The sequence below is a fragment of the Agrobacterium burrii genome, assembly GCF_017313405.1.
Lineage (GTDB): Bacteria > Pseudomonadota > Alphaproteobacteria > Rhizobiales > Rhizobiaceae > Agrobacterium > Agrobacterium burrii.
Window position 1 is genome coordinate 22601 of record NZ_JAFLNA010000016.1, and the last position, 25682, is coordinate 48282.

28 protein-coding genes are annotated in these 25682 nt (G+C 59.6%); 17 read left to right on the top strand and 11 right to left on the bottom strand.

Annotated features, from left to right (window positions below):
• Positions 1–54 precede the first annotated feature (54 nt).
• Positions 55–675: a pyridoxamine 5'-phosphate oxidase gene (gene pdxH, locus JZX89_RS23910; protein ID WP_174372981.1), complete on the top strand. Its 621-nt coding sequence runs from the start codon at positions 55–57 to the stop codon at positions 673–675.
• Between the two features lie 30 nt (positions 676–705).
• Here the strand turns inward: pdxH and JZX89_RS23915 are convergent, their stop codons facing one another.
• The gene (locus JZX89_RS23915; RefSeq protein ID WP_207135542.1) at positions 706–1485 is read right to left on the bottom strand and encodes a sulfite exporter TauE/SafE family protein; all 780 of its coding nucleotides are present in this window, start codon (positions 1483–1485) and stop codon (positions 706–708) included.
• A gap of 154 nt (positions 1486–1639) precedes the next feature.
• Here JZX89_RS23915 and JZX89_RS23920 point away from each other — a divergent pair, with 154 nt between their 5' ends.
• The gene (locus tag JZX89_RS23920; protein WP_153513295.1) at positions 1640–1945 is read left to right on the top strand and encodes a pyrophosphohydrolase domain-containing protein; all 306 of its coding nucleotides are present in this window, start codon (positions 1640–1642) and stop codon (positions 1943–1945) included.
• A 43-nt stretch (positions 1946–1988) separates the two neighbouring features.
• On the opposite strand, the gene JZX89_RS23925 is transcribed toward JZX89_RS23920, so the two are convergent.
• From JZX89_RS23925 to JZX89_RS23945, 5 genes are all read right to left on the bottom strand, one after another.
• Positions 1989–2366, bottom strand: coding sequence for a hypothetical protein (locus JZX89_RS23925; RefSeq protein ID WP_149898725.1), 378 nt, complete (start codon positions 2364–2366; stop codon positions 1989–1991).
• Between the two features lie 129 nt (positions 2367–2495).
• A complete protein-coding gene (locus tag JZX89_RS23930; protein WP_153513296.1) occupies positions 2496–3170 on the bottom strand; it encodes an HAD family hydrolase in 675 nt (224 codons plus the stop codon).
• A gap of 5 nt (positions 3171–3175) precedes the next feature.
• A complete protein-coding gene (locus JZX89_RS23935) occupies positions 3176–3661 on the bottom strand; it encodes a bleomycin resistance protein (RefSeq protein ID WP_149898727.1) in 486 nt (161 codons plus the stop codon).
• Between the two features lie 301 nt (positions 3662–3962).
• Positions 3963–5378 carry a metalloprotease TldD gene (gene tldD, locus JZX89_RS23940; RefSeq protein WP_207135543.1) on the bottom strand — a complete coding sequence of 472 codons (1416 nt, stop codon included), beginning with the start codon at positions 5376–5378 and terminating at the stop codon, positions 3963–3965.
• An 83-nt stretch (positions 5379–5461) separates the two neighbouring features.
• Positions 5462–5986 (bottom strand): invasion associated locus B family protein, encoded by a 525-nt coding sequence (locus JZX89_RS23945; protein WP_003494243.1) that lies wholly within the window; start codon positions 5984–5986, stop codon positions 5462–5464.
• A gap of 446 nt (positions 5987–6432) precedes the next feature.
• Between JZX89_RS23945 and coxB the strand changes: the two genes are divergently transcribed.
• The 12 genes from coxB to JZX89_RS24000 all read left to right on the top strand — a co-directional run bounded on the left by coxB (position 6433) and on the right by JZX89_RS24000 (position 16688).
• Positions 6433–7296 (top strand): cytochrome c oxidase subunit II, encoded by an 864-nt coding sequence (gene coxB, locus JZX89_RS23950; protein WP_210348616.1) that lies wholly within the window; start codon positions 6433–6435, stop codon positions 7294–7296.
• A gap of 17 nt (positions 7297–7313) precedes the next feature.
• The gene (gene ctaD, locus JZX89_RS23955; protein ID WP_149898730.1) at positions 7314–9029 is read left to right on the top strand and encodes a cytochrome c oxidase subunit I; all 1716 of its coding nucleotides are present in this window, start codon (positions 7314–7316) and stop codon (positions 9027–9029) included.
• A gap of 391 nt (positions 9030–9420) precedes the next feature.
• Positions 9421–10374, top strand: coding sequence for a heme o synthase (locus tag JZX89_RS23960; RefSeq protein ID WP_153513299.1), 954 nt, complete (start codon positions 9421–9423; stop codon positions 10372–10374).
• On the top strand, positions 10374–10505 hold the full coding sequence (locus tag JZX89_RS28800; protein ID WP_149898732.1) for a cytochrome c oxidase system small membrane protein: 132 nt from the start codon (positions 10374–10376) through the stop codon (positions 10503–10505). Before JZX89_RS23960 ends, JZX89_RS28800 begins: the two co-directional genes overlap by 1 nt.
• A 29-nt stretch (positions 10506–10534) precedes the next feature.
• Complete coding sequence (locus JZX89_RS23965; RefSeq protein WP_174372974.1) at positions 10535–11167, top strand: cytochrome c oxidase assembly protein; 633 nt, start codon at positions 10535–10537, stop codon at positions 11165–11167.
• 58 nt (positions 11168–11225) lie between these two features.
• Positions 11226–12101 (top strand): cytochrome c oxidase subunit 3, encoded by an 876-nt coding sequence (locus JZX89_RS23970; RefSeq protein WP_174372973.1) that lies wholly within the window; start codon positions 11226–11228, stop codon positions 12099–12101.
• Between the two features lie 352 nt (positions 12102–12453).
• Positions 12454–12870 (top strand): DUF983 domain-containing protein, encoded by a 417-nt coding sequence (locus JZX89_RS23975; protein ID WP_207135545.1) that lies wholly within the window; start codon positions 12454–12456, stop codon positions 12868–12870.
• Between the two features lie 10 nt (positions 12871–12880).
• Entirely contained in the window at positions 12881–13615 is a 735-nt protein-coding gene (locus JZX89_RS23980; protein WP_207135623.1) for an SURF1 family protein, read from the top strand.
• A gap of 75 nt (positions 13616–13690) precedes the next feature.
• Complete coding sequence (gene ispH, locus JZX89_RS23985) at positions 13691–14737, top strand: 4-hydroxy-3-methylbut-2-enyl diphosphate reductase (RefSeq protein WP_207135546.1); 1047 nt, start codon at positions 13691–13693, stop codon at positions 14735–14737.
• 93 nt (positions 14738–14830) lie between these two features.
• Positions 14831–15799 carry a homoserine kinase gene (locus JZX89_RS23990; protein WP_149898737.1) on the top strand — a complete coding sequence of 323 codons (969 nt, stop codon included), beginning with the start codon at positions 14831–14833 and terminating at the stop codon, positions 15797–15799.
• The gene (rnhA, locus tag JZX89_RS23995; RefSeq protein WP_003511799.1) at positions 15796–16236 is read left to right on the top strand and encodes a ribonuclease HI; all 441 of its coding nucleotides are present in this window, start codon (positions 15796–15798) and stop codon (positions 16234–16236) included. Before JZX89_RS23990 ends, rnhA begins: the two co-directional genes overlap by 4 nt.
• A 143-nt stretch (positions 16237–16379) precedes the next feature.
• Complete coding sequence (locus JZX89_RS24000; protein WP_149898738.1) at positions 16380–16688, top strand: Dabb family protein; 309 nt, start codon at positions 16380–16382, stop codon at positions 16686–16688.
• Between the two features lie 147 nt (positions 16689–16835).
• On the opposite strand, the gene JZX89_RS24005 is transcribed toward JZX89_RS24000, so the two are convergent.
• Together JZX89_RS24005 and JZX89_RS24010 are read right to left on the bottom strand one after the other, a co-directional pair.
• A complete protein-coding gene (locus JZX89_RS24005) occupies positions 16836–17321 on the bottom strand; it encodes a peroxiredoxin (protein WP_149898739.1) in 486 nt (161 codons plus the stop codon).
• Positions 17322–17442: 121 nt separating this feature from the next.
• Entirely contained in the window at positions 17443–18291 is an 849-nt protein-coding gene (locus JZX89_RS24010; protein ID WP_207135547.1) for a protein-disulfide reductase DsbD domain-containing protein, read from the bottom strand.
• 161 nt (positions 18292–18452) lie between these two features.
• On the opposite strand from JZX89_RS24010, the gene JZX89_RS24015 reads away from it, so the two are divergent.
• The 3 genes from JZX89_RS24015 to JZX89_RS24025 all read left to right on the top strand — a co-directional run bounded on the left by JZX89_RS24015 (position 18453) and on the right by JZX89_RS24025 (position 20636).
• On the top strand, positions 18453–19058 hold the full coding sequence (locus JZX89_RS24015) for a YqgE/AlgH family protein (RefSeq protein WP_149898741.1): 606 nt from the start codon (positions 18453–18455) through the stop codon (positions 19056–19058).
• A gap of 122 nt (positions 19059–19180) precedes the next feature.
• On the top strand, positions 19181–19372 hold the full coding sequence (locus JZX89_RS24020; protein ID WP_046798516.1) for a CsbD family protein: 192 nt from the start codon (positions 19181–19183) through the stop codon (positions 19370–19372).
• A gap of 169 nt (positions 19373–19541) precedes the next feature.
• The gene (locus JZX89_RS24025; protein ID WP_207135548.1) at positions 19542–20636 is read left to right on the top strand and encodes a zinc-binding metallopeptidase family protein; all 1095 of its coding nucleotides are present in this window, start codon (positions 19542–19544) and stop codon (positions 20634–20636) included.
• Between the two features lie 188 nt (positions 20637–20824).
• On the opposite strand, the gene JZX89_RS24030 is transcribed toward JZX89_RS24025, so the two are convergent.
• The 3 genes from JZX89_RS24030 to JZX89_RS24040 are packed head-to-tail and all read right to left on the bottom strand — an operon-like array spanning position 20825 to position 25667.
• Positions 20825–23740, bottom strand: a complete 2916-nt coding sequence (locus JZX89_RS24030; protein WP_174372967.1) for a sensor domain-containing phosphodiesterase — start codon at positions 23738–23740, stop codon at positions 20825–20827.
• Positions 23737–24336 carry a GNAT family N-acetyltransferase gene (locus JZX89_RS24035; RefSeq protein WP_149898744.1) on the bottom strand — a complete coding sequence of 200 codons (600 nt, stop codon included), beginning with the start codon at positions 24334–24336 and terminating at the stop codon, positions 23737–23739. The genes JZX89_RS24030 and JZX89_RS24035 overlap by 4 nt, the downstream gene beginning before the upstream one ends.
• A 32-nt stretch (positions 24337–24368) precedes the next feature.
• Positions 24369–25667: a M16 family metallopeptidase gene (locus JZX89_RS24040; RefSeq protein ID WP_149899014.1), complete on the bottom strand. Its 1299-nt coding sequence runs from the start codon at positions 25665–25667 to the stop codon at positions 24369–24371.
• Positions 25668–25682: the final 15 nt, after the last annotated feature.

Here is a 25682-nt window from a genome sequence, read left to right on the forward strand (position 1 = left end):
TTCGCCAGAAATCATCTCTGGGGTCCAAATCAGCTCGGGAGCATTTTAGTCAATATGTCGGAAACGGGGTTAACATCCAGTGACTTCACGGAAGAAAATGAACCTTTCGCGCTTTTTGCCGAGTGGCTGAAGGATGCGACGGCTTCCGAGATCAACGATCCAAACGCGGTAGCGCTCGCAACCGTCGATGAAAACGGCCTGCCGAATGTGCGCATGGTGCTGTTGAAAGACGTCGATGATCGCGGCTTCGTTTTTTATACGAATTTCGAAAGCCAGAAGGGCCGCGAGATTTTGGGCCAGAAAAAAGCGGCCATGTGTTTCCACTGGAAAAGCCTGCGCCGGCAGGTGCGTCTGCGCGGCGAGGTGGAGATCGTCAGCGATGCCGAGGCGGACGCCTATTACGCGTCGCGTCCGCGTGGAAGCCGCATTGGCGCATGGGCGTCCAAGCAGTCGCGGCCGCTGGAAGGCCGTTTCGCGCTGGAGAAGGCGGTGGCTGAATATACCGCCAAATATGCCATCGGCGATATTCCGCGCCCGGCCCACTGGTCCGGTTTTCGCATTCGCCCGGTCAGCATCGAATTCTGGCACGACCGCAAGTTCCGCCTGCATGACCGGGTCGAATTCCGCCGCGAGACGCCGGATGCGCCGTGGTCGAAGGTTCGTATGTATCCTTGAAGGCGGCAAGGGCAGGCCGGTGCGGCCTGCCTATTTCAACAGCGAATCGAACAGTGGCAGGCCGATGACGGCGGAAATGGCGATCAGGCCGTAACAGATGCGTCTGAATGCGGCCTCATTGGCAAATCCGTGCAGGCGCGCGCCGGCGTAAAGACCCGCCCCGTAAAACGGCAGGGCCAGCAGGAAAAAGACGAAGACATCGGCGGTGAAAAGACCACTGAGGAAATAGCTTGCCGTGGAAATCACGGTCGAAATGGCGAAATAAACAATGACATTGGCGCGCACGAAGGCGCCTTTGAGCGCCCCGCCAAGCCAATAGGCGACCACGGGCGGGCCGCCCAATTGCGCCGCACCCGAAAACAGCCCGGCCAGAAACCCGGTAAACAGGGTCAGAGGCGTCTTCGGCCGCCCGCTATAACGCCAGCCGGACAACAGAAACAATAAAAGCACGACGACCACGGTGGAAATGATCCAGCGCAGGGTCAGCGGATCGCCATGGGAAAGCAGGATGGTCCCGAGCGGCACGCCGACAAGGGCGCCTGCCGCCATGGTGAAGACCTCGCGCCGGTCCGCCATGCGAAAGGCGGGCGGTATCATGCCAAGCGTCAACACGCCGTCCACCACCAGCAGAACCGCTGATGCGATGCGCGGCCCGACGATGGCGCTGGCCAGCGGAATGAAGATCAGTGCTGCGCCGAAACCGGAAAAGCCGCGGGCAAGACCGGCGAGAAACGCCGCACCCGCAAACATGGCCAGCAGCGTCGAACTATGCGCGGTGATAAGCGATGAGAAAAAATCGAGATGGGACATGGGCGATGGCACGGTTGTTCGAATACCTTTTCTCTATCTCGCTTGCAGGCGCATGTCGCGGAGATTTCAGTTCATGGCTGCATGACGCACTGACGGGTCGACGGCGTCAGAGAATCATGATTAGAGTTGTAGTGCATGAACAAAGGATGAACAAATGCTTGCTGACATGATGCGTCGGTTTGAAGAGGCCTCGCAAAAATATGCCGCTGAAAACGGAATATTCCGCGACCCGGACTGGTACATGCTGAAGCTTCAGGAAGAGGTTGGCGAGGTCACGCAGGCCTGGAACCGGCTGACGGGGCGGGGCCGCATAAAGGGCAGGAACAAAGAGGAGATGAAACGGGATCTGGCCGACGAAACCGCCGATCTCCTCGGCCATGTGCTGTTGCTGGCCCACTATAATGGTCTCGATATGGAAGGGGCGATCGAGCGCAAGTGGCGTTTTACGCCGTCGAGATGATGGGTTGCGGCGGGCGGCGGCTATGCCCTGTCCATCGCTGCGGTTACAAGCGCGAGACGACAAAGAACAGAGTTGCCAGAAATCCGGATAACGGCGTCATGACCAGGCGTTCTGGGCGGCTTCGCGATATAGAGTTCAACCCGGCGATCACCGAGAGAGTACAGGCCATGGTCCAGATGACGGGTTCGATCCAGCCCGCCGGCCAGAGGCCGACGAAGCCAGCCTTTTGCAGCAGGAAAGACGCGGCGAGAGAATAGATCGGGACAGAGGCCACGCTGGCAATGCGTTGCGTGGCTGGAAGGACGCTGTATTCGCCGCCCCAGGCGAAACGGCCGAACGGCGCACCCGCCGCAAGGGCAATTTGAAATATCGAAAGAAAAAGCAAAATCAGCGTCGCGAGTGACACGGCAATAAGCTGCATGACCGCCTCGATTTATGGATGCGCCGACAGAGGAACCCTGACAAAATCGGCGCGTCAATCAATATGACATTCACTATAGAGGCAAATGGCAAAGACCATGTGACATGGTCTCGCGCTTGTAGCCTGCTTTCACGCCCCTGATGGCTGTGTTTCCTGCAAAAGCCTTGCCACCGCATGCAGATCACTCGAAACGGCGATGCATTTTTCCCGCATTTCCTCGGTCGGCGGCGCCACATCCGGCACCATGATCGTCATCATGCCCGCCGATGAGGCAGAGCGGACGCCGGAATAGGAATCCTCGAGCGCAAGGCAGCGGCCCGGATCGATATCGAGACGCTGTGCGGCGGTGAGATAAGGCATGGGCGCGGGCTTCGGCTCGGTATAATCGCCGCGTGCGACGATGGTGTCGAAACGCCTGAGCAGATCGTAAGGACCGAGATGGCGTGTGACCGAATCGTGTCGCGAGGATGTCGCGATGGCGCGGCGGATATCGAGCCGGTCGAGGAGATCGAGGATTTCGACGACACCCGGCTTCAACGCCACGCCCTCCGCCATCATCACGGCAAGGTGCCGGAGCCATGCGTCGCGAAAAGCGTCTATGGGGAAATCCGCGCCGTAATCGGCAAAGATGGTGCCGGTGATGACATCCCACGGACTGCCGCAGACCTTCTGATAGGTCTCGACCTGCATTCCATGGCCGCCTTCCTGCGAAGCCGCCAGGAATGAATCGCGATAAAGCACCTCGCTTTCGATCAGCAATCCGTCCATGTCGAAAACTACCGCATGCGGGAAAAAGGGCAGCATGGCGTTTACCCGAACCGGAAGGGGCGTTCGCCCAGGCTCTCGAACGGGCGGATCAGATAACCGTCCGGATCGGCGACGATGAATTGCCGGTTGCCGACCTCGACGGTGCCGCGCCTGTACCATTTTTCTTCCGCGGGCAGGACGAGGTCGATCGAAGAGCGCTCCAGCCGGGTGAGAATGGGCTGCAGGGAGGGGACGGCGAGCTGCAGGTTCATGCCCCGGCCCATCGGAAACTCAAGGGCTGCATTCTCGGCCACGAAGGTTCGGGTTGCGCCGATCTGGTCGATCATCAGCTGCGCCTCATCGAGCGCAAGATAGGCGAAACCTTCTTCGGCGCGTTCATAGACCACATGAAAACCGATCAGGTCGCAATAAAAGGCGCGGCTTTTCAGCCAGTCGGTGACGGCAAGTTCGGGGACGAGGGCATTGCGTATGATGGTCGGGGTCTCCTTATGCCACGCAGGCCGGGCGGTGGGAGGAGGGCCTGCCATGAGGGGTGATCTTATCGTCTTCTCGGTGAGGTGCCAGAGGAAACCTCATCATGGCAGCCATGTGCGAGGTTATTGGCTGCCCGGCTGCAAGACTGCTGGTTGAGCTTGTCGCGGCAGGCTCAACGTTTCGCGTGATTGCAACTCTCTCTGCGTCATGCCGGACCAGATCCGGCATCCAGCCAGTCCAAGTCCTTGGGCGGACAAGACCCCTCTCGCCGCGCAGACGCGTCGGCTGGATACCGGCTCAGGGCCGGTATGGCGGAAGTTGGGACAGACCGCAGTCCCCCACACTCGGAATGCCCTATGCCTTCGTACCGCCAACGGTGATCTGGTCCATGCGCAGATGTGGCTGGCCGACGCCGACCGGCACCCATTGCCCGGCCTTGCCGCAATTGCCAATGCCCGTATCGAGTTTGGAATCATTGCCGATCATCGAGACGCGCTTCATCGCATCCGGTCCGTTACCAATCAGCATTGCGCCCTTCACCGGCGCGCCGATCTTGCCGTTTTCGATGAGGTAGGCCTCGGTACAGCCGAACACGAACTTGCCCGAGGTGATATCCACCTGTCCGCCACCGAAGGAAACGGCATAGATGCCCTTTTTGACGGAGGAAATGATTTCTTCCGGCGTTTTGTCGCCGGACAGCATGTAGGTATTGGTCATGCGCGGCATCGGCACATGCGAATAGCCCTGCCGGCGACCGTTGCCGGTGGCCTTTGCGCCCATCAGCCGGGCATTCTGGCGGTCCTGCATATAGCCCACCAGCCTGCCATTCTCGATCAGCACATTATAAGCGGATGGCGTTCCCTCATCGTCGATGGTGAGTGAGCCGCGACGGCTGTCGATGGTGCCGTCATCCACCACAGTCACGCCGGGGGCGGCAACCATCTCGCCCATCAGCCCGGCAAAGGCCGAAGTCTTCTTGCGGTTGAAATCGCCTTCCAGGCCGTGGCCGACGGCCTCGTGCAGCATCACGCCGGGCCAGCCGGAGCCGAGCACCACATCCATGGTGCCGGCCGGTGCATCGATGGCGGTCAGGTTGACCAGCGCCTGACGCAGCGCTTCATCCGCGCCGCGCTGCCAGTTTTCGGTGGTGATGAAGTCGCCAAAACCGACGCGGCCGCCAATGCCGTAGGAGCCGCTTTCCTGCCGGTCGCCTTCGCCGGCCACAACGGAAATACTGATGCGGGTCATGGGGCGGATATCGCTGACGCGATGGCCATCGGCGCGCAGAATATCCACCACCTGCCAGCTTGCGGAAATCGTCGCCGTCACCTGCCGGACGTTAGAGTCCTTGTCGCGCAGATAGGCATCGATGTCGGTGAGGAGCTTCACCTTCTCTTCGAAGCTCGGGCTGCCGATCGGGTTCTCGTCGCCGTAAAGTTTCTTGTTGGTGCGCTGGGGTGCGGCGGCATAGGAGCCGGAATAACCGCGGGTGACAGCACCCACCGCATCCGAAGCGCGCTTCAGCGCACCTTCAGAAAGCTCGCCGGCATGGGCGTAACCCACTGTCTCGCCGGCAACGGCGCGCAGGCCAAAACCCTGATCGGTGTTGAAGGAGCCGCCCTTGAGCCGGCCATTGTCGAAGGTCAGCGATTCGGCCTGCGCATGTTCGATGAACAGCTCACCGTCGTCAGCACCGGCCAGCGCCTCTCCGACAAGCTTGCGCAATTGCGTTTCATCGCAATCGAAGAGTTTTACAAGATCGTCGGTCATGGGAGGCTCCAGTCAATATCGTTCAATGACCGATTTAGGCACTGGAGCGGGCAGACGCAAGGCTGCCCGTTGACGACGAGGCGTTACGGCAGTGCGTCGTAGCCCTCGGCAAAGCCGGTCAGCTCGATCGGAATGCCGACACGATCCTGATCGACCGATTCACGCAGCGCAAAAACGGCGGCCTTGCCGGCGCGCAGAACCTTCAGCAGCTCGTCGTCGATATCCACCTCGACATAGCAGCCTTCGGAGAAGCAGCGGGTGAAATAGGCGCGGCCGATATTGTTGTTGTCGATATAAAGCTCCATGCCGTCCTTCAGCAGAACGCCAAGCGGCGCGAGGATACGCAGGATGCGCGACTTGCGGTCAGCGGTCTTCAGCACCACCACTGAAAGCCCCACTTCCGGGCGGTCGTCGGCAATCACGTTCTGCATCAGGGCGCATTGCTCTTCCGACGCGCCGGCCGGCTTGTCGCAGATGACAGACCATGCGCCATGCGTCGATTTCGGCGTGCCGGGCGGCTGCTGTTGCGCCAGCGCCGCAGCAGCGGGGGCGATGATGGCAAGACCGGCGGCGGCAAGAAAAGTGCGCGCGAGCGGGGAAAGACGCATGGATACCTCTGGGATTCGAATCAGTGCGGCTATTTTGACGCCATAATCCGGAAAAAAAAGCCTACAGCCTTCAATTCCAGCGGAGTTGGGCGGAAATAGGACCTTTCCGCTTTGTTCATGTATGTAATTTCTGCGCCCGCCACCCCGTGTCCGGCCTGCGCTGGCAGGCAGCAAAACCCTCTGAAAGAAGGGCCTGTGCCGCATTTTGACTGTTTGAAAGCGGTTGCGGCCTACCCATGCTGGTGCGGAGTGCGGGAAAGTCGACCGTCAATTGACCAATGGCAAAATTGGCGGGCATCCGTGTCCCGACGCATATTGCGGCAGAGGGCAAACTGTGGTTTTAAGTTAGTACCATTAGCATGGATTCTGCGTCTGTGATTGATCAAGATCAGACGCGTGAGGGAGAGGGTACCGTGAGGAATAGGATTTACGCAGCATTGGCGGGGATGACCTGTCTGCTCACGGCTGTCGGCGCCCACGCCGATCAGCCGGTGCATTGGCAAATGGGCATGCAGGAGGCCGCCACGCCGATCATGCACGAAATACGCTGGTTCGAACAATATACGCTCTGGTTCATTGTTCCGGTTACGCTTTTCGTACTTGTGCTGCTCATCATCGTCGCCCTGAAATTCCGCGCCGCGAAAAATCCGGTGGCTTCCAAGACCAGCCACAACACGGCGATCGAGGTGGTATGGACGCTGGCGCCTGTGCTCATACTCATGTTCCTTGCCATTCCCTCGTTCAATCTTCTGAACGCGCAGCTGACCCAGCCGGAAAACCCGGACCTGACGCTGAAGGCGACCGCCACGCAGTGGCTGTGGAATTATGAATACAAGGCCGCTGAGGGCGCCGAGCCGCTCGCCTTCGACAGCTATCTGCTGAAGGAGCAGGATCGCGCTGCTGCGGGCAAGGAGGACAAGGCCCGCTATCCGCGTCTTCTTGCTGTCGACAATGAAATGGTCGTTCCGGTCGGCAAGACCGTTCGCCTTCTGGTGACGGCGGCTCCGACCGATGTCATTCACGCCTTCGCCATGCCCGCTTTCGGCGTCAAGATCGACGCTGTTCCGGGCCGCCTCAACGAAACATGGTTCAAGCCGGAGAAGGAAGGCCTTTATTACGGCCAATGTTCCGAGCTTTGCGGCAAGGACCACGCCTTCATGCCGATCGCCATTCGGGTGGTTTCCGAACAGCAGTACAATGCCTGGCACGCCGCCGCCGCTTCTGATCTGAACGGCGCGAACCGGGCGCTGATGGCCTCCGTCGACGGCGCTCCGCGCGCGGTCGATGTTGCCGCCAACGAAACCAACTGAGACCTGGAGTGACGACAATGGCTGGACCTTCCGCACACGACGATCATCACTCGCATGGTCAATCCGCAAATGAAGCGCACGCGCATGACGATCATTCGCATGATGCGCATCATTCCCATAAGCCGGGCTTTTTCGCCCGCTGGTTCCTGTCCACCAACCATAAGGACATTGGCACGCTCTACCTGATCTTCGCCATCATCGCGGGCATCATCGGCGGCGGGCTGTCGGTTGTCATGCGCATGGAACTGCAGGAGCCGGGCATCCAGATCTTCCACGGTCTGGCCGCCATGGTTTACGGCTTCGAGGGCGACGCCGCCATCGACGGCGGCAAGCACATGTTCAACGTGTTCACGACAGCGCATGCGCTTATCATGATCTTCTTCATGGTCATGCCGGCGATGATCGGCGGTTTTGCCAACTGGATGATCCCGATCATGATCGGCGCTCCTGACATGGCTTTCCCGCGCCTCAACAACATTTCCTTCTGGTTGATCGTTCCAGCCTTCATCATGCTGCTCCTGTCGCTCTTCGTCGAAGGTCCGGCGGGCGGTTACGGCGTGGGCGGCGGCTGGACCATGTATCCGCCGCTATCGACCAGCGGCATGCCCGGACCGGCGGTGGATCTGGCGATCTTCTCGCTGCATATCGCCGGCGCATCCTCGATCCTCGGCGCGATCAACTTCATCACCACCATTCTCAACATGCGCGCCCCGGGCATGACGCTGCACAAGATGCCGCTGTTTGCCTGGTCGGTTCTGGTCACCGCATTCCTGCTTCTGCTGTCGCTGCCGGTTCTGGCGGGTGGTATCACCATGCTTCTGACCGACCGTAACTTCGGCACGGCATTCTTCTCGCCGGAAGGCGGCGGTGATCCGATCCTTTACCAGCACCTGTTCTGGTTCTTCGGTCATCCGGAAGTGTACATCCTGATCCTGCCCGGCTTCGGCATCATCAGCCACATCATTTCCACCTTCTCCAAGAAGCCGGTCTTCGGTTATCTCGGCATGGCCTATGCCATGGTCGCCATCGGCGCAGTCGGCTTCATCGTCTGGGCGCACCACATGTATACGGTCGGCCTGTCACTTGAAGCGCAGCGTTATTTCGTTTTCGCCACCATGGTCATCGCGGTGCCGACGGGCATCAAGATTTTCTCGTGGATCGCCACCATGTGGGGCGGTTCGCTGACCTTCTCGACCCCGATGATCTGGGCGATCGGCTTCATCTTCCTGTTCACGGTCGGTGGCGTCACCGGCGTGCAGCTCGCCAATGCCGGTCTCGACCGCTCGCTGCATGACACCTATTACGTCGTAGCCCACTTCCACTACGTGCTGTCGCTCGGCGCGGTCTTTGCGATCTTCGCCGGCTGGTATTACTGGTTCCCGAAGATCACCGGCTACATGTATAACGAGTTCATCGGCAAGCTGCATTTCTGGGTCATGTTCGTCGGCGTGAACCTGATCTTCTTCCCGCAGCACTTCCTGGGTCTCGCCGGCATGCCGCGCCGCTACATCGATTATCCCGATGCCTATGCCGGCTGGAACCTGGTGTCTTCTTACGGTTCCTACATCTCGGCCGTTGCCGTGGGCATCTTCCTCTTCGGCGTCTGGGAAGCCTTCGCCAAAAAGCGGATCGCCGGCAACAATCCCTGGGGTGAGGGTGCGACGACGCTCGAATGGCAGCTGTCTTCGCCGCCGCCTTACCACCAGTGGGAACAGCTTCCGCGCATTCGCTGAATGCCGGACCGGAAGGCGCGGGCGTGGCTCGCGCATTCCGGTTGCTGAAAAGAGGGGACGGCGTGGTTGCGTCCGTGCCGTTTCCGAAGGTGGATGGGTCCGCCGCCCGCGTGACATTTTGTCCAAGCGAAGCTTATCGTCCGACGTGATACATGCCTGAATGTGATAAATGCCAAGTTTGGCCTTTATGAATAAGCGGGCGCAGACGAATGGCGGGGCGGGCGCGGCGACAGGCCAGGCGAATGGCATCGGTTTTTCCCGATGCGGCCCATGCCGAAACGTTCGGACCCAATGAATTGACGCATCGCGCATGCCGGAAATCACATTCGTTTTTCGGGCCGGTGCAGGGGATGCCGCGACAAGTGGCATCTGAAGGAAAACAGGACAGGAAATGACCGTTATCGACAATCGCGATATGCTGGGTGTTGAAAGCTCCGAACTCTCGGAAGCCGGCGCGCGCGATTATTTCGAATTGCTGAAGCCGCGCGTCATGTCGCTGGTCGTCTTCACGGCCTTTGCCGGCCTCGTGCTGGCGCCGGGCGAAATCAATCCGGTGCTTGGGCTGATCGCCATTCTCTGTATCGCCGTCGGCGCTGGCGCATCCGGCGCGCTTAACATGTGGTACGATGCCGATATCGACGCCGTGATGAGCCGCACCGCCAAGCGGCCGATCCCGTCCGGCCGCATCGCGCCGCGTGAGGCATTGGCCTTCGGGCTGACGCTGTCGGCCTTTTCGGTGGTCATCCTCGGCCTTGCGGTCAACTGGTTCTCCGCCGGCCTGCTTGCCTTCACCATCTTCTTTTACGCTGTCGTTTATACGATGTGGCTGAAGCGCTCGACGCCGCAGAACATCGTCATCGGCGGTGCTGCCGGCGCTTTTCCGCCCATGCTTGGCTGGGCCTGCGTTACCGGCGGCGTGTCGCTGGACAGCATCATCCTGTTCCTCATCATCTTTTTGTGGACGCCGGCGCATTTCTGGGCGCTGGCGCTGTTCAAGATGCGCGATTACGGCTCCGTCGGCATTCCGATGATGCCGAATGTGGCGGGCGAGCGCTCCACCAAGAACCAGATGATCGTTTATGCCGTGCTGACGGCGGCGGCTGCCGTCGCACCTTATTTCACGGGTCTGGCGAGCGCCGGTTACGGCATTTTCGCCGCCGTGCTGAGCGCTATCTTCGTTTACTGTTCGCTCGTTGTCCGGCGCATGCCTGAGGGTGACGAGAAGATGCTGCCGGCCAAGAAGATGTTCGCCTATTCGGTGCTGTACCTCTTCGCTATTTTCTCCGGCCTTCTGGCCGATCATTTTGCGCCGGCCCTGAAGGCCGTGATGACGGGAGTTCTGTGATGGAAACTGTGGAACTGAGCGCGGCGCAGAAAAAATCGCGACGCGGGCGCAACATCGCGCTCGGCGTATTGCTGGCGGGTCTGGTGGTGCTGTTTTACGTCATCACCATCATCAAGATCGGCGCGAATTGACGGTCTGATCTGAGGGAGCGGAAGAGGACATGGCGAATACCGGGGGGGCGAATATGGGAACAGACACGACAACGGCCGGCACGCAGCGGGTGAGCAACCGCTCGATCCTGGTGCTCTGTCTGGTATTTTTCTGCGCCATGATCGGCATGGCTTACGCCGCCGTTCCGCTCTACAGCCTGTTCTGCCGCGTCACCGGCTATAACGGCACGACCCAGCGCGTTGAGCAATATTCCGACGTCATTCTCGACAAGACCATCAATGTCACTTTTGACGCCAATACGTCGAACGGCCTCAACTGGGATTTCCGCCCGGTCGACAAGATGGTCAAGCCGAAGATTGGCGAGACGATACAGGTCACCTTCAAGGCGACCAACCGTTCGCCCGTGGCGACCACGGGCACGGCGGTATTCAATGTCACGCCGATGGAAGCCGGTGCCTATTTTAACAAGGTGGAGTGTTTCTGCTTCACCGAAACGACGCTGCAGCCGGGCGAAACACTGGAAATGCCGGTGGTTTTCTTCGTCGATCCTGATATCGCCACGGCGCGCGAAACCAAGAGCATTCATACTTTGACGCTGTCCTATACGTTTTATCCGGCCAAAACCGAAAAACCGGTTGCGTCCTTGCCGGTAAAGACTTCATCTGGCGAAAGCAAATTGTGAGAGGAGACCTGGCCTCTTTGAGGCCGGGTCAGGGAAGAGACATTCGGGGATTGTCGCAATGGCAGATACGCATCAGAAGAACCACGATTACCACATCATAGACCCAAGCCCATGGCCTATCCTGGCCTCGATCGGCGCCTTCATTCTGACCTTCGGCGGCGTCTGTTACATGCGTTACCTGTCGGCCGGCTCCTTCAAGCTGTTCGGCATGGAACTGGCCAATCCCTGGCTGTTTTATATCGGCCTCGTCATCGTGCTCTACACGATGTACGCCTGGTGGGCGGACACGATCAAGGAGGCCAATGAGGGCAGCCATACCCGCGTCGTTTCGCTTCACCTGCGTTATGGCATGATCATGTTCATCGCCTCGGAGGTGATGTTCTTCGTCGCGTGGTTCTGGGCCTATTTCGATGCCAGCCTTTATCCGCACGAAGCAATTCAGGCGTCCCGCCTCGAATATACCGGCGGACAATGGCCCCCCAAGGGTATCGAGGTCATCGACCCCTGGCACCTGCCGCTCTACAACACCGTCATCCTGCTTCTGTCGGGCACCTGCGTCACCTGGGCGCATCATGCCCTGCTGCACAATGATCGCAAGGGCCTGATCAGCGGCCTCGCGCTCACCGTGGCACTTGGCGTGTTGTTCTCCACCGTGCAGGTTTACGAATACATACACGCCCCGTTCGACTTCAAGAACTCGATCTATGGCGCGACCTTCTTCATGGCCACCGGTTTCCACGGTTTCCACGTCTTCGTCGGCACGGTCTTCCTGCTGGTCTGCCTGTTCCGCGCCATTGCCGGTGGTTTCACGCCCAAGCAGCATTTTGGTTTCGAAGCGGCCGCCTGGTACTGGCATTTCGTTGACGTCGTCTGGCTGTTCCTGTTCTTCGCCATCTATATCTGGGGTGGCTGGGGTGCGCCGGTTCACGGTTAATCGGGCCGGGTAGCAGCCACATTGCTTCTTGATCGAGCGGGTGCCGCGTATTTCTTCTCCCCGAGGGGGAGAAGGTCGCGGCAGCGGGATGAGGGGGCAAGGTCGGCGGTATGCGGCAACGTTGCCCCCTCATCCGACCCTTCGGGCCACCTTCTCCCCGGCGGGGAGAAGAAACCAAAGGGCAACGCCGAGCGATAAGTGATTGCTCTGGTTTCGAGGCGGCTTCCTGCAGACACGACGTCATCCTCGGGCTTGACCCGAGGATCCATAGGCCCGCTGAAAGCGTGGATCCCTGGGCCAAGCTCAGGGATGACGGATGCGGGTGTTGGGAAACTTCGCGGGAGTTCTCTCCATGTCTGAACCATCAAAGTCTGAACAATCGAAATCCGAACCATCAAACGGCGATTTCGCACCCGTTGATCCCATCAAGGTGGGCTGGAGAGGCTGCTGCCCGCGTTGCGGTAACGGCCGACTGTTCGACGGTTTCCTGACCCCGAAACCGGCCTGCACCGCCTGCGGACTGGACTATGGTTTCGCCGATGCGGGTGACGGTCCGGCGGTCTTCGTCATGCTGATTGTCGGTTTTCTAGTGGTCGGGCTGGCGCTCTGGTTCGATCAGCGTTTTGCGCCGCCCGTCTGGGTGCATGTCATGCTCTGGTTGCCGTTTACGGTGATCATCTCGCTCGTGCTTTTGCGCAAGCTGAAGGGGATTATGATTGCGCTGCAATACCGCAACAATGCAAGCGAAGGCAGGCTTGATCGTGAATGAGGTTTCCCACATGAAGGCGGCGGACAGACGGGTCTGGTTCGCCGCACCGCTCGTCCTGCTGGCGCTTGCCATTCTTCTCGGGCTCGGTACATGGCAGGTGAAGCGGCTTTACTGGAAAGAGGCGCTGATGGCCGATATCGAGCAGCGGCTGAGCGCAAGCCCGGTTCCGCTTGCCGATATCGAAGCACTGGCAAAAAGCGGCGGCGAGATAGAATATCGCAGGGTCAGGCTGTCAGGCACTTTCGACCACGCCCGCGAGCGGCATTTCTTCGCTACCCATCAGGGCCGAACCGGTTATTACATCTATACGCCGCTGACGCTTGACGATGGCCGCATTCTCTTCGTTAATCGCGGTTTCGTGCCCTTCGAGATGAAGGAACAAGCCAAACGGACGGAAGGACAGGTAACCGGCGAGGTCGCGATAACAGGGCTGGCGCGCGCGCCACTGGTTGCCAAACCCTCCTCGCTGCTGCCGGATAACGATATCGCCAAGAACATCTTCTACTGGAAGGATCTGGCGGTCATGGCCTCGAGCGTCGATATCCCCTCCAGTCGGCTGGTCAATCTCTTCGTTGATGCCGACACGGCGCGCAACCCCGGCGGCTGGCCTCAGGGCGGGGTGACGCTGATAGATTTGCCCAACAATCACCTGCAATATGCGATAACGTGGTATGGCTTGGCGCTGGCCCTTGTCATCGTCGTTGGTTTTGCCTATTTCCGAAACCATAAGGCGCGCGACGAATAACGTGCGCCCCGCCCGGCAAGGGCAGGCTATCGGGCAAGGCATGGAGCAAGCCAAGAAGCAGGCCAAGGAGCACGAATGAACATCGCCGTTTCCAAACCCCCTTTGACGATAAGGCTGTGCGGACCGCGCGGCTTTTGCGCGGGCGTGGACCGGGCGATCCAGATCGTCGTGCTGGCGCTGAAGGCCTATGGCGCACCGGTCTATGTCCGCCACGAAATCGTGCATAACCGTTATGTGGTGGAAGGGCTGGAAGCCAAGGGCGCGATTTTCGTCGAGGAACTGCATGAAATCCCCGCCGAGCATCGCGAGCAGCCGGTGGTGTTTTCCGCCCATGGCGTGCCGAAATCCGTGCCTGAAGATGCGCAGGCGCGCAACCTGTTTTATCTCGACGCCACATGCCCGCTGGTCTCCAAGGTTCACAAGCAGGCCATGCGCCACCAGCGCCTTGGTCGCCACGTGGTGCTGATCGGCCATGCCGGTCACCCTGAAGTCATCGGCACCATGGGCCAGCTGCCTGAAGGCACCGTGTCGCTGATCGAGACGGTGGAAGATGCGGGTGTCTACGAACCCGTAGACCGTGAAAACCTCGGTTTCGTCACCCAGACGACGCTTTCGGTCGATGATACCGCCGGCGTCATCGCCAGACTTCAGGAACGCTTCCCCGCCATTCAGTCGCCCGCCGCCGATAGTATCTGTTACGCAACCACCAACCGTCAGGATGCGGTGAAGCAGGCAGCGCCCGGCTGCGACCTGTTCATTGTGGTCGGCGCGCCCAATTCCTCCAATTCTAAGCGGTTGGTGGAGGTGGCGTTGCGCGCTGGCGCCAAACACTCGGTGCTGGTGCAGCGGGCCTCGGAAATCGATTGGGACACGATCGGCGATATCCGCACTGTCGGACTTTCGGCCGGCGCATCCGCCCCTGAAGTTATCGTCGATGAGATCATCGAAGCCTTCAAGGCGCGTTTCGACACCACGCTCGATCTTGCCGTGACGGTTGAGGAAACGGAACATTTCCTCGTCAATCGTGAACTGCGCAGCATCGAGCTGACGACGGACGACATGGCTTTCGTCAACGGCAATGCCAGCAATGCGCTGCCGCCGAAAGCCACCGCCGGTGCCTAGAACGGGATGATGACGAGGTGAGGGGTTCTCCCCTTGCATCCGTCATCTCCACCACCGAGATTTTCATTCCATCCTTCATCAAGAGATTTGAAATTGGCAGTTTACACGGACATCACCGAAGATGATCTGAGGAATTTCCTCACGCAATATGACACCGGCAGCCTTACCTCCTATAAGGGCATTGCCGAAGGCGTCGAAAACACCAATTTCCTGCTGCACACCACCAAGGACCCGCTGATCCTGACGCTTTATGAAAAGCGGGTGGAAAAAAACGATTTGCCGTTCTTCCTCGGCCTCATGCAGCATCTGGCTGCCAAGGGCCTGTCATGCCCCTTGCCCCTGCCGCGCAGGGACGGGGAATTGCTGGGCGAATTGTCGGGCCGCCCGGCGGCGCTGATCTCCTTCCTCGAAGGCATGTGGCTGCGAAAGCCGGAAGCCAAACATTGCCGCGAAGTCGGCAAGGCGCTGGCCGCCATGCATCTGGCCGGCGAGGGGTTCGAGATAAAGCGGCCGAATGCGCTCTCCATCGAAGGCTGGAAGGTGCTGTGGGACAAGTCGGAAGACCGCGCCGATGAGGTGGAGAAGGGTTTGAGGGACGAGATTCGCCCTGAGCTCGATTATCTCGCCGCCCATTGGCCGAAGGATCTGCCGGCCGGCGTCATCCATGCGGATCTGTTTCAGGACAACGTGTTTTTCCTCGGCGATGAGCTGTCCGGCCTTATCGACTTTTATTTCGCCTGCAACGATCTGCTCGCTTATGACGTGTCGATCTGCCTCAATGCCTGGTGCTTCGAAAAGGATGGCGCATATAACGTCACCAAGGGCAAGGCGCTCTTGGAAGGTTATCAGTCGGTGCGCCCGATGAGCGAGGCGGAACTGGATGCCCTGCCGCTTCTGGCGCGCGGCTCGGCGCTGCGTTTCTTCCTGACGCGGCTCTACGACTGGCTGACGACGCCGGAGGGCGCGCTGGTGGTCAAGAAAGACCCGCTGGAATATCTGCGCAAGCTGCGGTTCCACCGCGCGATCGCCAATGTCGCCGAATATGGGCTGGTAGGCGAATGAAACATGTCGATATTTTTACCGATGGCGCCTGCTCGGGTAATCCCGGTCCCGGCGGTTGGGGCGCTGTGCTGCGATATGGCGAGACCGAAAAGGAACTCTCCGGCGGCGAGGCGGACACCACCAATAACCGCATGGAACTGCTGGCAGCGATTTCCGCGCTCAATGCGCTGAAAAGCCCCTGCGAGGTCGATCTTTATACCGACAGCGCTTACGTCAAGGACGGCATTACCAAGTGGATTTTCGGCTGGAAAAAGAAGGGCTGGAAAACCGCCGATAATAAGCCGGTCAAAAATGTCGAGCTATGGCAGGCGCTTGAAGCGGCGCAGGAGCGCCACAAGGTTACCCTGCACTGGGTCAAGGGCCATGCCGGCCACCCGGAAAATGAGCGCGCCGATGAATTGGCACGCAAAGGTATGGAACCCTTCAAACGCCGGTAACGCAAGCCTGCTTTATGTCCGCTCGGTTCAGTCCGAGCCGATTTAACCCGGCCCGCCTTTATCGGGGTTGTGAAAACCGAAACCCGACCTATCTTGTCGTCAAGGGCGGCCTGCATGGTGCCCAACGGAGGAGAGGAATCCGGATGATCCTGCATTGTGTATTTCTACGCTTCAAGGCTGCGACGGCATCCTCTGAAAAACACGCCGCGTTCGAGGCGATCGCCGCCCTGAAGGACGTGATACCCGGCATCATCGATGTGAAATACGGCCAGAATGTATCGCCCGAAGGCCTGAACGGCGGCTTCGTCGACGGCTTCATCGTGACGCTGGAAAGTCCCGAGGCCCGCGACGACTATCTCGCCCATCCGCAGCATGTGGAGGCGGGGGAACGTCTGGTGTCGCTCACCGATGGCGGTCTCGCCGGTCTGCTTGTGTTTGATATGAATGTTTGAGAGGGCGGCTTCTCGCCGCTCTCTTCCGTCATGCTCGGGCTTGTCCCGAGCATCTGCAACGTCTCGATTGAATTGGACGTGATTAGATCCTCGGCACAGGGCCGAGGATGACGTCAGATCCAGGGCCAAGAGGCCATCTTCTTAATGTCAAAGCTGCTCGATCATCGCCGCAGCAGCGGAAACAGTCGCCTGACCGGGGTTCTCTTCCACGTTGAGTGACTTCACAACGCCGTCTTCCACCAGCATCGAATAACGCTTGGAGCGCACGCCAAGCCCGCCGCCGGAAAGGTCGGCATCGAGGCCAAGCGCCTTGGTGAAGGCGGCGTCCCAGTCGGCGAGGAAGTGGATCTTGCCCTGGCCGCCGGAGGATTGTGCCCATGCGCCCATGACGTGCCAATCATTGACGGCGATCACGGCAATGTCATCCACGCCCTTGGCGAGAATGGCGTCGCGGTTTTCGAGGTAGCCTGGCAGGTGGTTCAGCGAGCAGGTGGGGGTGAAAGCGCCGGGTACGGCGAAAAGAACGACCTTCTTGCCGCCGAAAAGCGCATCCGTGGTGGTTTCCACCGGGCCGTCGGCCGTCTTTTCCTTGAAGGTTGCGGAAGGCAGTTTTTCGCCGATCTTGATGGTCATGTCAGTGCTCCTGTGGTCGTTCGGTTGGCGCGACTATAGAGCACGAAAATGAAATCTGTCATGCGGTTTTCGAGTTAAATTTCTTCACTGAAAAGGCCGCTCCGCTCCCCGCGAAAATCGCTCAGGGCTTCGGAAAATTCAGCATCGTCTCCATGGCCCGGTCGCCGGATTTGACCAGAATGGGCCAGCTGTTGCCGGGCACCTGATAGGTTTTCGGCAGGCCCTTGATGTTCATGTAGAAGGATAGCTTGCGCTTGTCTCGCACCATGTTCTGCGGTTCGTAATAGGCAAAGCCGGAGGGGCCGGCGATGAATATCTCGGTTTCCTTCGGCGCGTTTTCCGGCAATTGCAACTGCACGCCGAGCATGGTCTTGTCCGGCGTGATGTGGAAATCGATGACCTTGAAATCGTCGGAGGCGGCTTCGGGCAGTGTTTCGCGGGCTTCCTCCAGCAGACGCCGTTCCTCGCCATCGTCATCACCCGCATTGCCGCGGTCGATCGAGAATGTTGCTTCGAAGGGAATACAGATATTCTGGCACACGCCGATAAAGGCGGTGAGATCGATCTTTCCGCTGGCCGCCGGGTCGGTGGCTTTCAGCTGAAAAGGCAGGCTGACGGCATGGTCGTAGCCGATATCGGTGATGTCGCCATTTTCGATGAGCTTGGGAACGGGATAGGCCATGGTGGTGAGGCTCATGCCGCTTTCCGGATCAAGCGTGATCTTTGGCGGAATGCCGGCCTCGCCCGGCTCGCGCCAATAGGTGATCCAGCCGTCTTTCGGCTCGATCTGTAACACACCGCGCACCACGCCGTCCGCATCCATGGCAAGGCTTGCCACGCGCATCTGGCCGCCTTCGCTCCTGGCCCAATCGGTAATTTCGGCCCGGGCGGCTTGCGCGCCGCCGAGGAGAGCGGCAAACAGGGCCGCGAAACGAAGATGTGAAAATCGGAAGAATGTCCTGGCGCTCATTCTTCCCGTCTAACCCAACATTGCCCGGTCGACCAGTTACGAATTCGTGGGGTTTATCATTTTCGGTTGATTGATCGGGCGCGATGCCGCATCCTGTCCCTTGTCGAAGTGCGAACGCCGTTTCCCGTTCAATCACGGAATTCGGTCTGCTGGAGGCGCCGGTGAGCTTTTCAACCCTGATGGACAAACGCGAACGTGGCTTTCTCGATGGTCAGTTCATCATGGCGATGCCGGGGCTGGACGACGGTAATTTTGCCCGTGCGGTGATCTATATCTGCGCCCATTCGGATGCCGGCGCCATGGGCTTCATCATCAACCGGCCGCAGCAGATCACGTTTACGGACATTCTGCTGCACCTGAAACTGGTGGACAGCAATGACGCCATCATGCTGCCCAACCGCACCCGCGAATTTCCGATCCAGTGTGGTGGCCCGGTCGAATCAGGCCGTGGCTTCGTGCTGCATTCGGATGATTATTTGAGCGAATCCAGCATTCCGGTCAGCGACGATATTTCGCTGACGGCGACGTTGGATATTGTCCGCGCCATTTCCAACGGCCGTGGCCCGCAAAGGGCCACCATGCTGCTCGGTTATGCCGGCTGGGGACCCGGCCAGCTGGAAAACGAGATCGCCAATAATGGCTGGCTGAACTGCCCGGCGGCGGAAGATTTGATCTTCGATCGCGGGCTGGACAATAAATATGAGCGGGCGCTGGCCCTGATGGGCGTTGATGCGCGCATGCTCTCCACCGATGCCGGCCATGCCTGAATTGATACGCGTAAATTTTCCGTCGCCCGCCTATAATTATAGGTGGGAACCAAATCCTGCCCCCTCACGTTAGTCACCCGGAAAGCCGCACAGACAGTACGGCTCAACCAGGGAGCAGTAAGATGGGTAGCACATCAGACAAGATTTCCGGTACGGCAAACGAAGTTGCCGGTAAGGTCAAGAAGAGCGTCGGTGAAGCCACCGGCAATAACGAGCTGCGCGCCAAGGGTGCCGCCCAGGAAACCAAGGGCAAGGTGCAGAAGAGCGTCGGCAAGGCCAAGGATGCCGTCAAGGGCGCTGTCGACCGGATGTAATGCCGGCTGACGGTCTTCCGCCTCTGAAACGATGCGGCGCTTGGAGCGCATGTGTTATCGCACATGCGCTCTTGTCGTATGGGGGCCGGAACGATGGGTTTGTTACCTCGTTCACAGTGACACCGTATGTTTGTTCTCACCCATCTGATCCATCGCAAGGGTTTCATCAATGAGACTTTTCTCCTGCGCATCCTGCGGCCAGCCGGTTCATTTCGACAATCGTTTCTGCGTCGCCTGCGGCCATCGCCTTGCCTTCGTGCCGGAGCGCCTTTCCATGGAAGCGCTGGCGCCGGCTGGCGAACCGAACTGGCAGATTGTCGCGGAGCCGCAAAAACAGGTGCGTTTCTGCGCTAATGAAGTGAACGACATCTGCAATTGGGCGGTGCCGGCGCAAAGCGACAGCGCCTTCTGCCCGGCCTGCAGCCATAATCGTCTGGTGCCGGACATTGCGACAGAGCAGGGGATCGAACAGTGGCGTCGCATCAGCCAGGCGCAGCGGCATCTGTTTTATTCGATCCTGCGGCTCGGCCTGCCACATCCCAACCGTGATGTTGATCCAGCCGGTGGACTTGTCTTCGACTTTCTGGTCGATGAGGTGGCGCCTGATGGCTCCGTCATTCCGGCGATGACCGGGCATGATGAGGGCCTGATCGCCATCCGCGCCGCGGAAGCCGACGATGTGACGCGCGAGCAGGTGCGTGCCAACATGAATGAGCCGTATCGGACCCTGCTTGGCCACTTCCGCCATGAGGTGGGGCATTTCATCTGGAACAAGCTGGTGCGTGATGCGAACCGGCTGGAGGCCTGCCGAGCGGTGTTTGGTGATGACCGCGAGGACTACGGCGCGGCGTTGCACCGCAATTACGAACAGGGGCCGCGCCCCGACTGGCAGGAGACGTTCATAAGCTCCTATGCCTCCGTCCACCCTTGGGAAGATTTTGCCGAATGTTTCGCCCACTACCTTCATATCGTTGATACGCTCGAGACCGCCCGCGCCTTCGGCGTCGCGATCGATCCTGACGGGCATGAGGAAATGGCAGCCGAGGTGACGTTCGACCCCTATAAGGCCCGCAGCGCCGCGCAACTGGTCAAGGCATGGATCCCGCTCAGCGTCGCCATCAATTCCATCCAGCGCAGCATGGGGGAGGCGGACCTCTACCCGTTCGTGCTGACGCCGCCGGTGGTGGCAAAGATGGAATTCATTCATGACCTCCTGCATGGGAAGGTGGCCGCGGATGCGCAGTATGGGGCGATGGTTCAGTGAAGATTTGGCGCGTGGCTATAAAAATCCAAGACTTTTGAGGAGAAGGAATAATCTTTCCTCCGTCATCCTCGGGCTTGTCCCGAGGATCTGCCAACGGTCATTTTAGGATGCGTGATTAGATCCTCGGGACAAGCCCGAGGATGACGTCGCGTTCGTCTAAAGCAGGTCGCATTGCCCCTGCTATCCCCTCACGAAGCCCGTTTCGTCGGCTGGAAACGCTCGCGAAGCTGCTTCAGCGCCGCATCGCCGGAAACGGGCGTGCCGAACATGAAGCTTTGCCCAAAATGGCAATTCATGCGTGCCAGTTCCGCCGCATCCTCAGGCGTTTCAATGCCTTCCGCCACGACCTGCATGTCGAGCGCCCGCGCCATGGCGATGACCGAGCGCAGCAGCACGTTGCGCTTGTCGCTGGTATTGGCCACCAGCGCCTTGTCGAGCTTGATGGTGTCAAAGGGGAAACGGGTGAGATAGGCAAGCGACGAATAGCCGGTGCCGAAATCGTCCATGGCAAGGCTGAGGCCGGTTTCCTTCAGCTTGGAAAGCACCAGCCGCGCCTGTTCCGGGTTCTCCATCACAACGGATTCCGTCAGTTCCAGCTTCAGCTGCTGCGGATTGCAGCGGGTGCGCGTCAGCATGCTGCGCACGTCGTTGTACAATTCGTTGTTCAGCAATTGCGCGCTGGAAATATTGACGGAAATGAAGATCGGCATCTTCTCGATGGCGTGTTGCCAGTCCATCAGATCGGTCGCTGCCCGTTCCAGAGCGAACATGCCGAGCGGTTCGATCAGGCCGGAGGCTTCCGCGATGGGAATGAATTCGCTCGGCGGAATATTGCCGCGCTTGGGGTGCTCCCAGCGCATCAACGCTTCGAAACCGGCCAACTCGCCATCATCAAGCTTGACGATCGGCTGGTAGGCCAGCGACAACTCCTTGCGCTCGATGGCGCGGCGCAGGTCGCTTTCCATCTGCAGGCGGTCGGTGCCTGATGTGCGGAAAGCGGGGCGGAACGGCTCGACGCGGTTGCCGCCGGCGCGCTTGGCGCGGTACATGGCCAGTTCGGCGTCGCTGAGCAGACCGGCCGCACTTTCCTGCTGGTCGATCCACGAGACGAGGCCGATGGAGGCGGTGAGGATGATTTCGCGATTGGCGAAATTGATCGGCACCATGATTGCCTTGTTCACCGCATCGGCAAAATCGGCCACACGCTGCGGATCACGTTCGGAGGTCAGGATCAGACCGAATTCATCGCCGCCGAGACGCGCCAGCGTATCCTGCGGTTTCAGCAGCCGACGCAGACGCCGTGTCAGCGCAATAAGAATATTGTCGCCGGCAGCAATACCCAGCGTATCATTGACCAGCTTGTAACGGTCGATATCGATGGCCATCACGGTCGGGCGCACGGCCTCGCTATCGGGCGAGAGGTTGAGGATCGATTGCAGGCGGTCGAGGAACACCTGCCGGTTCGGAAGCCCGGTCAGATTGTCGTTCATCGCATCCTGCAACAGCCGCTCGACCGAATTCTTCTGCTCGGTAATATCAGTGATAGTGCCGACGCAGCGGATGATTTCGCCGTTGGAGCCGAGAACCGGGCGGGCGCGGATTTGCAACCAGTGGAAATGCCCGTCTTCGGCGCGAATGCGGAATTCGTGGTTGAGCCGACCCTTGCGATGGTCGAGCAGCACGTCGAGCGTCGCCTTGAACCGGTCGCGATCGTCAGGATGCAGGCGCGGCAGCCAGTTGCGCGCGGCGCCATGCATGGTGCCGGGCTCCAGCCCCAGCCGGTTGGAAATGTCAGGCGTGGTGACGATGCGGTCGCGCGTCACATCCCAGTCCCACACCGTATCGCCGCTGCCCGTCAGCGCCAGCGATTGCCGCTCAAGGTCTGAAAACAGGCCCTGCTGATAGGCGCTGCCGGCAAAGGCGTGCTGGATAACGGTAAAGCCGATCAGAAGCACGATCAGCACCAGCCCGCCGCCAAGCGCCGGCTGCACGATGTCATTGTCCAGCTGCCCCGTCACCGTCAGCCAACCGCCGAACAGCCAGACGAGGATCAACGCCCATGATGGAACCAGGAGAATGGCCCGGTCATATTTGTTGAAACCGAGATAGATGATGAGTGCGATGCCGGCCGTTGCGGTCAGTGCAAAGGACACGCGGGCGATGCCGGAGGCAACCGAAGGATCGTAGATGGCGACGCCGAACAGGAGCGCCAGACCCACTACCCAGGCAAATGTCGCATAACCCAGATGTGCATGCCAGCGGTTAAGGTTGAGATAGGTGAAGAGGAAGACCACGAAGCTGGAGGCGAGCGCGACTTCCGCGCCCGCCCTCCATATTCGCTGATCGCTCGAGGTGACGGTGATGAGCTTTTCGAGAAAGCCGAAATCGACGCAGATATAGGCGAGAACCGCCCAGGCGAGTGCGGCCGACGCCGGCAGAACCGAGGTTCCCTTGACGACGAACAGGATGGTCAAAAGCACGGCCAACAGGCCGGCGATGCCAAGCACGATACCGCGATAAAGCGTAAAGGCGTTGATCGTGTCCTTGTAGGCTTCCGGCTCCCACAGATAGATCTGCGGCAGCTGCGGCGTCGAAAGCTCGGCGACGAAGGTGATGACGGAGCCGGGGTTGAGCGTGATGCGGAACACGTCGGCATCCGGGCTTGGCTGCCGGTCGAGCGCGAAGCCCTCGCTCGGCGTAATCGCGATGATGCGCTGCGAGCCGAGATCGGGCCAGAACAGCTTGGAGTTCACCAGACGGAAATGCGGTGCGACGATGACGCGCTCCAGCTGCTCCTCGGAGACGTTGGCAAGCGCAAACACCGCCCAGTCGCCCTGGTGGTCGGTGGAGCTGGCGCGCACCTCGATGCGGCGGCGGATGCCGTCGGGGCCGGGCGCGGTCGAGACCTGAAAGGCCTCACCCTGATTGGCGTAGATATCGGTGGTGGCGGTGAGATCAAGCGCCGTGTCGTCGCGGGAAATCTTCACCGGCTCGAAGGCGTAGGAATAGGAAGAGAAAAGCAGGAACAGCAGGAAAAACGGTACAGCCAGCGCAATTGCCGCCAGACGTTTCGTGAGGCATTGCTCAGGATGAATGTAGGTCATGTATCGTACTTCGTTCCGCCGGAGCTTTGCTGGTCGGCAAGAAGGGAAAACATCATATGATCCCGCCATTGGCCATTGATTTTCAGATATTCCCGCAAGAGGCCTTCCCGCTGGAAACCGGCATTTTCGAGAAGCCGGATGCTTTTGAAGTTTTCCGGAATACAGGCTGCCTCGATACGGTGCAACTGAAGTCCGTTAAAGATGTATGGTATTACCAATTTTAATGCGGCAGACATATGGCCTCGTGCCGCGTGGCGCTCGCCCACCCAGTAGCCGATCATGCAGCTCTGCGCAGCGCCCCGGCGAATGTATCCGATGGTGATGCCGCCGACGAGCAGCGTCTCTTTTTCGAACAGCAGAAACGAGACGGCGGTGCCGGAGGAAAATTCCTGCCCGTTGCGCACCACGCGCGTGCGGTAGGAGCCTTCCGTCAGTTCATCCGGCCGCCAGGTGGGTTCCCACGGCTGGAGAAACTGCCGGCTTTCGGAGCGCAGCACGTGCCATTGCCTGAAATCGCTGTAGCGCGGCAGTCTGAGAAGATAGTCGGCGCTGCGCAGTTCGGGCGTGTCGCTATGTCGGGAAAGAAAACGCAGCATTCACCATCCCTGTGCGGAAGAAACCGCCATTCTCAGCCGTTCGCCTTTATCCTTGCAGGCTGCTGCGCGGAAAGCGCGGCAGTGATGTCTGAAAGAGGCGGCAGATGTTCGAGCGGGCCAATTGCGGACAATGTCGGAACTGTATCGAAAAACAGCCGTCCCGCAAGATCGGTCAGGCGTTCGCGCGTGATGTCGTTCAGGCGCTCCATCATCTCCTCATTGGGGATGGGCCGGCCGTAAAGCATCATCTGCCGGGCCATCTGGCCGGCGCGGGCGGCGGGGCTTTCCTGCCCCATCAGCAATTGTGCACGGATTTGCGCGCGGGCGCGGTCGATTTCTTCCTGATGGATGGTTTGGGAAGACTTGCGCAACTCGTCAACGATGACGGGCATCAGTTCCGGCAGGTCGTTGCCGCCGGTCGCCGCATGCACGCCGAATATGCCGGTATCGGAAAAACCCCAATGGAAGGCATAAACGGAATAACAAAGGCCGCGCGCCTCGCGCACTTCCTGGAAGAGGCGCGATGACATGCCGCCGCCGAGAATATTGGCCAGAATCTGCGAACAATAAAAATCACGGGCGTGATAGGCCTTGCCCTCGAAACCGAGCAGCACCTGGGCGTCCATCAGGTCTCGGGTCTCGCGGATTTCGCCGCCGGTATAGATCGCCTTTTCCATGACGGGTGTTGCTGCCGGAACGAGCGGCAGCGAGGCAAAACGCTCTTCCACCTGCTTCACGAAGCTTTCGTGATCGACAGCGCCTGCCGCGACAACGAAGATGCGGTCCGTCGTATAATTGCGGGCAAGATAATGCCGGATCTGACCACTGGTGAAGGATTGAACGGTTTCCGGCGTGCCGAGGATCGGCCGGCCAATGGTCTGGTCGCGATAGGCGACACCGGAGAAATTATCGAAGATCACGTCATCAGGCGTATCGGTCGCAGCGCCGATTTCCTGGAGGATGACGTTTTTCTCGCGCTCCAGCTCGTCTTCGTCGAAGAGCGATTCCGTCAGGATATCGGCAAGGATATCAACGGCGAGCGGGACGTGGTCTTTCAGGACCCGGGCGTAGTAGGAGGTTGTTTCCGTCGATGTCGCCGCGTTGACTTCGCCGCCGACATTTTCGATTTCTTCGGCGATCTGCCTTGCGGTGCGGCGTGCCGTGCCCTTGAAGGCCATATGTTCGAGAAGATGGGCGATGCCGTGTTCGGCAGTCGTCTCGTTGCGGGACCCGGATTTGATCCACACCCCAAGAGCAACGCTTTCGAGATGCGGCATTCTCTCCGTCACAACGGTCAACCCGGACGAAAGCCGGGTCACATTAACTCTCATACTCAACGTCTTTCC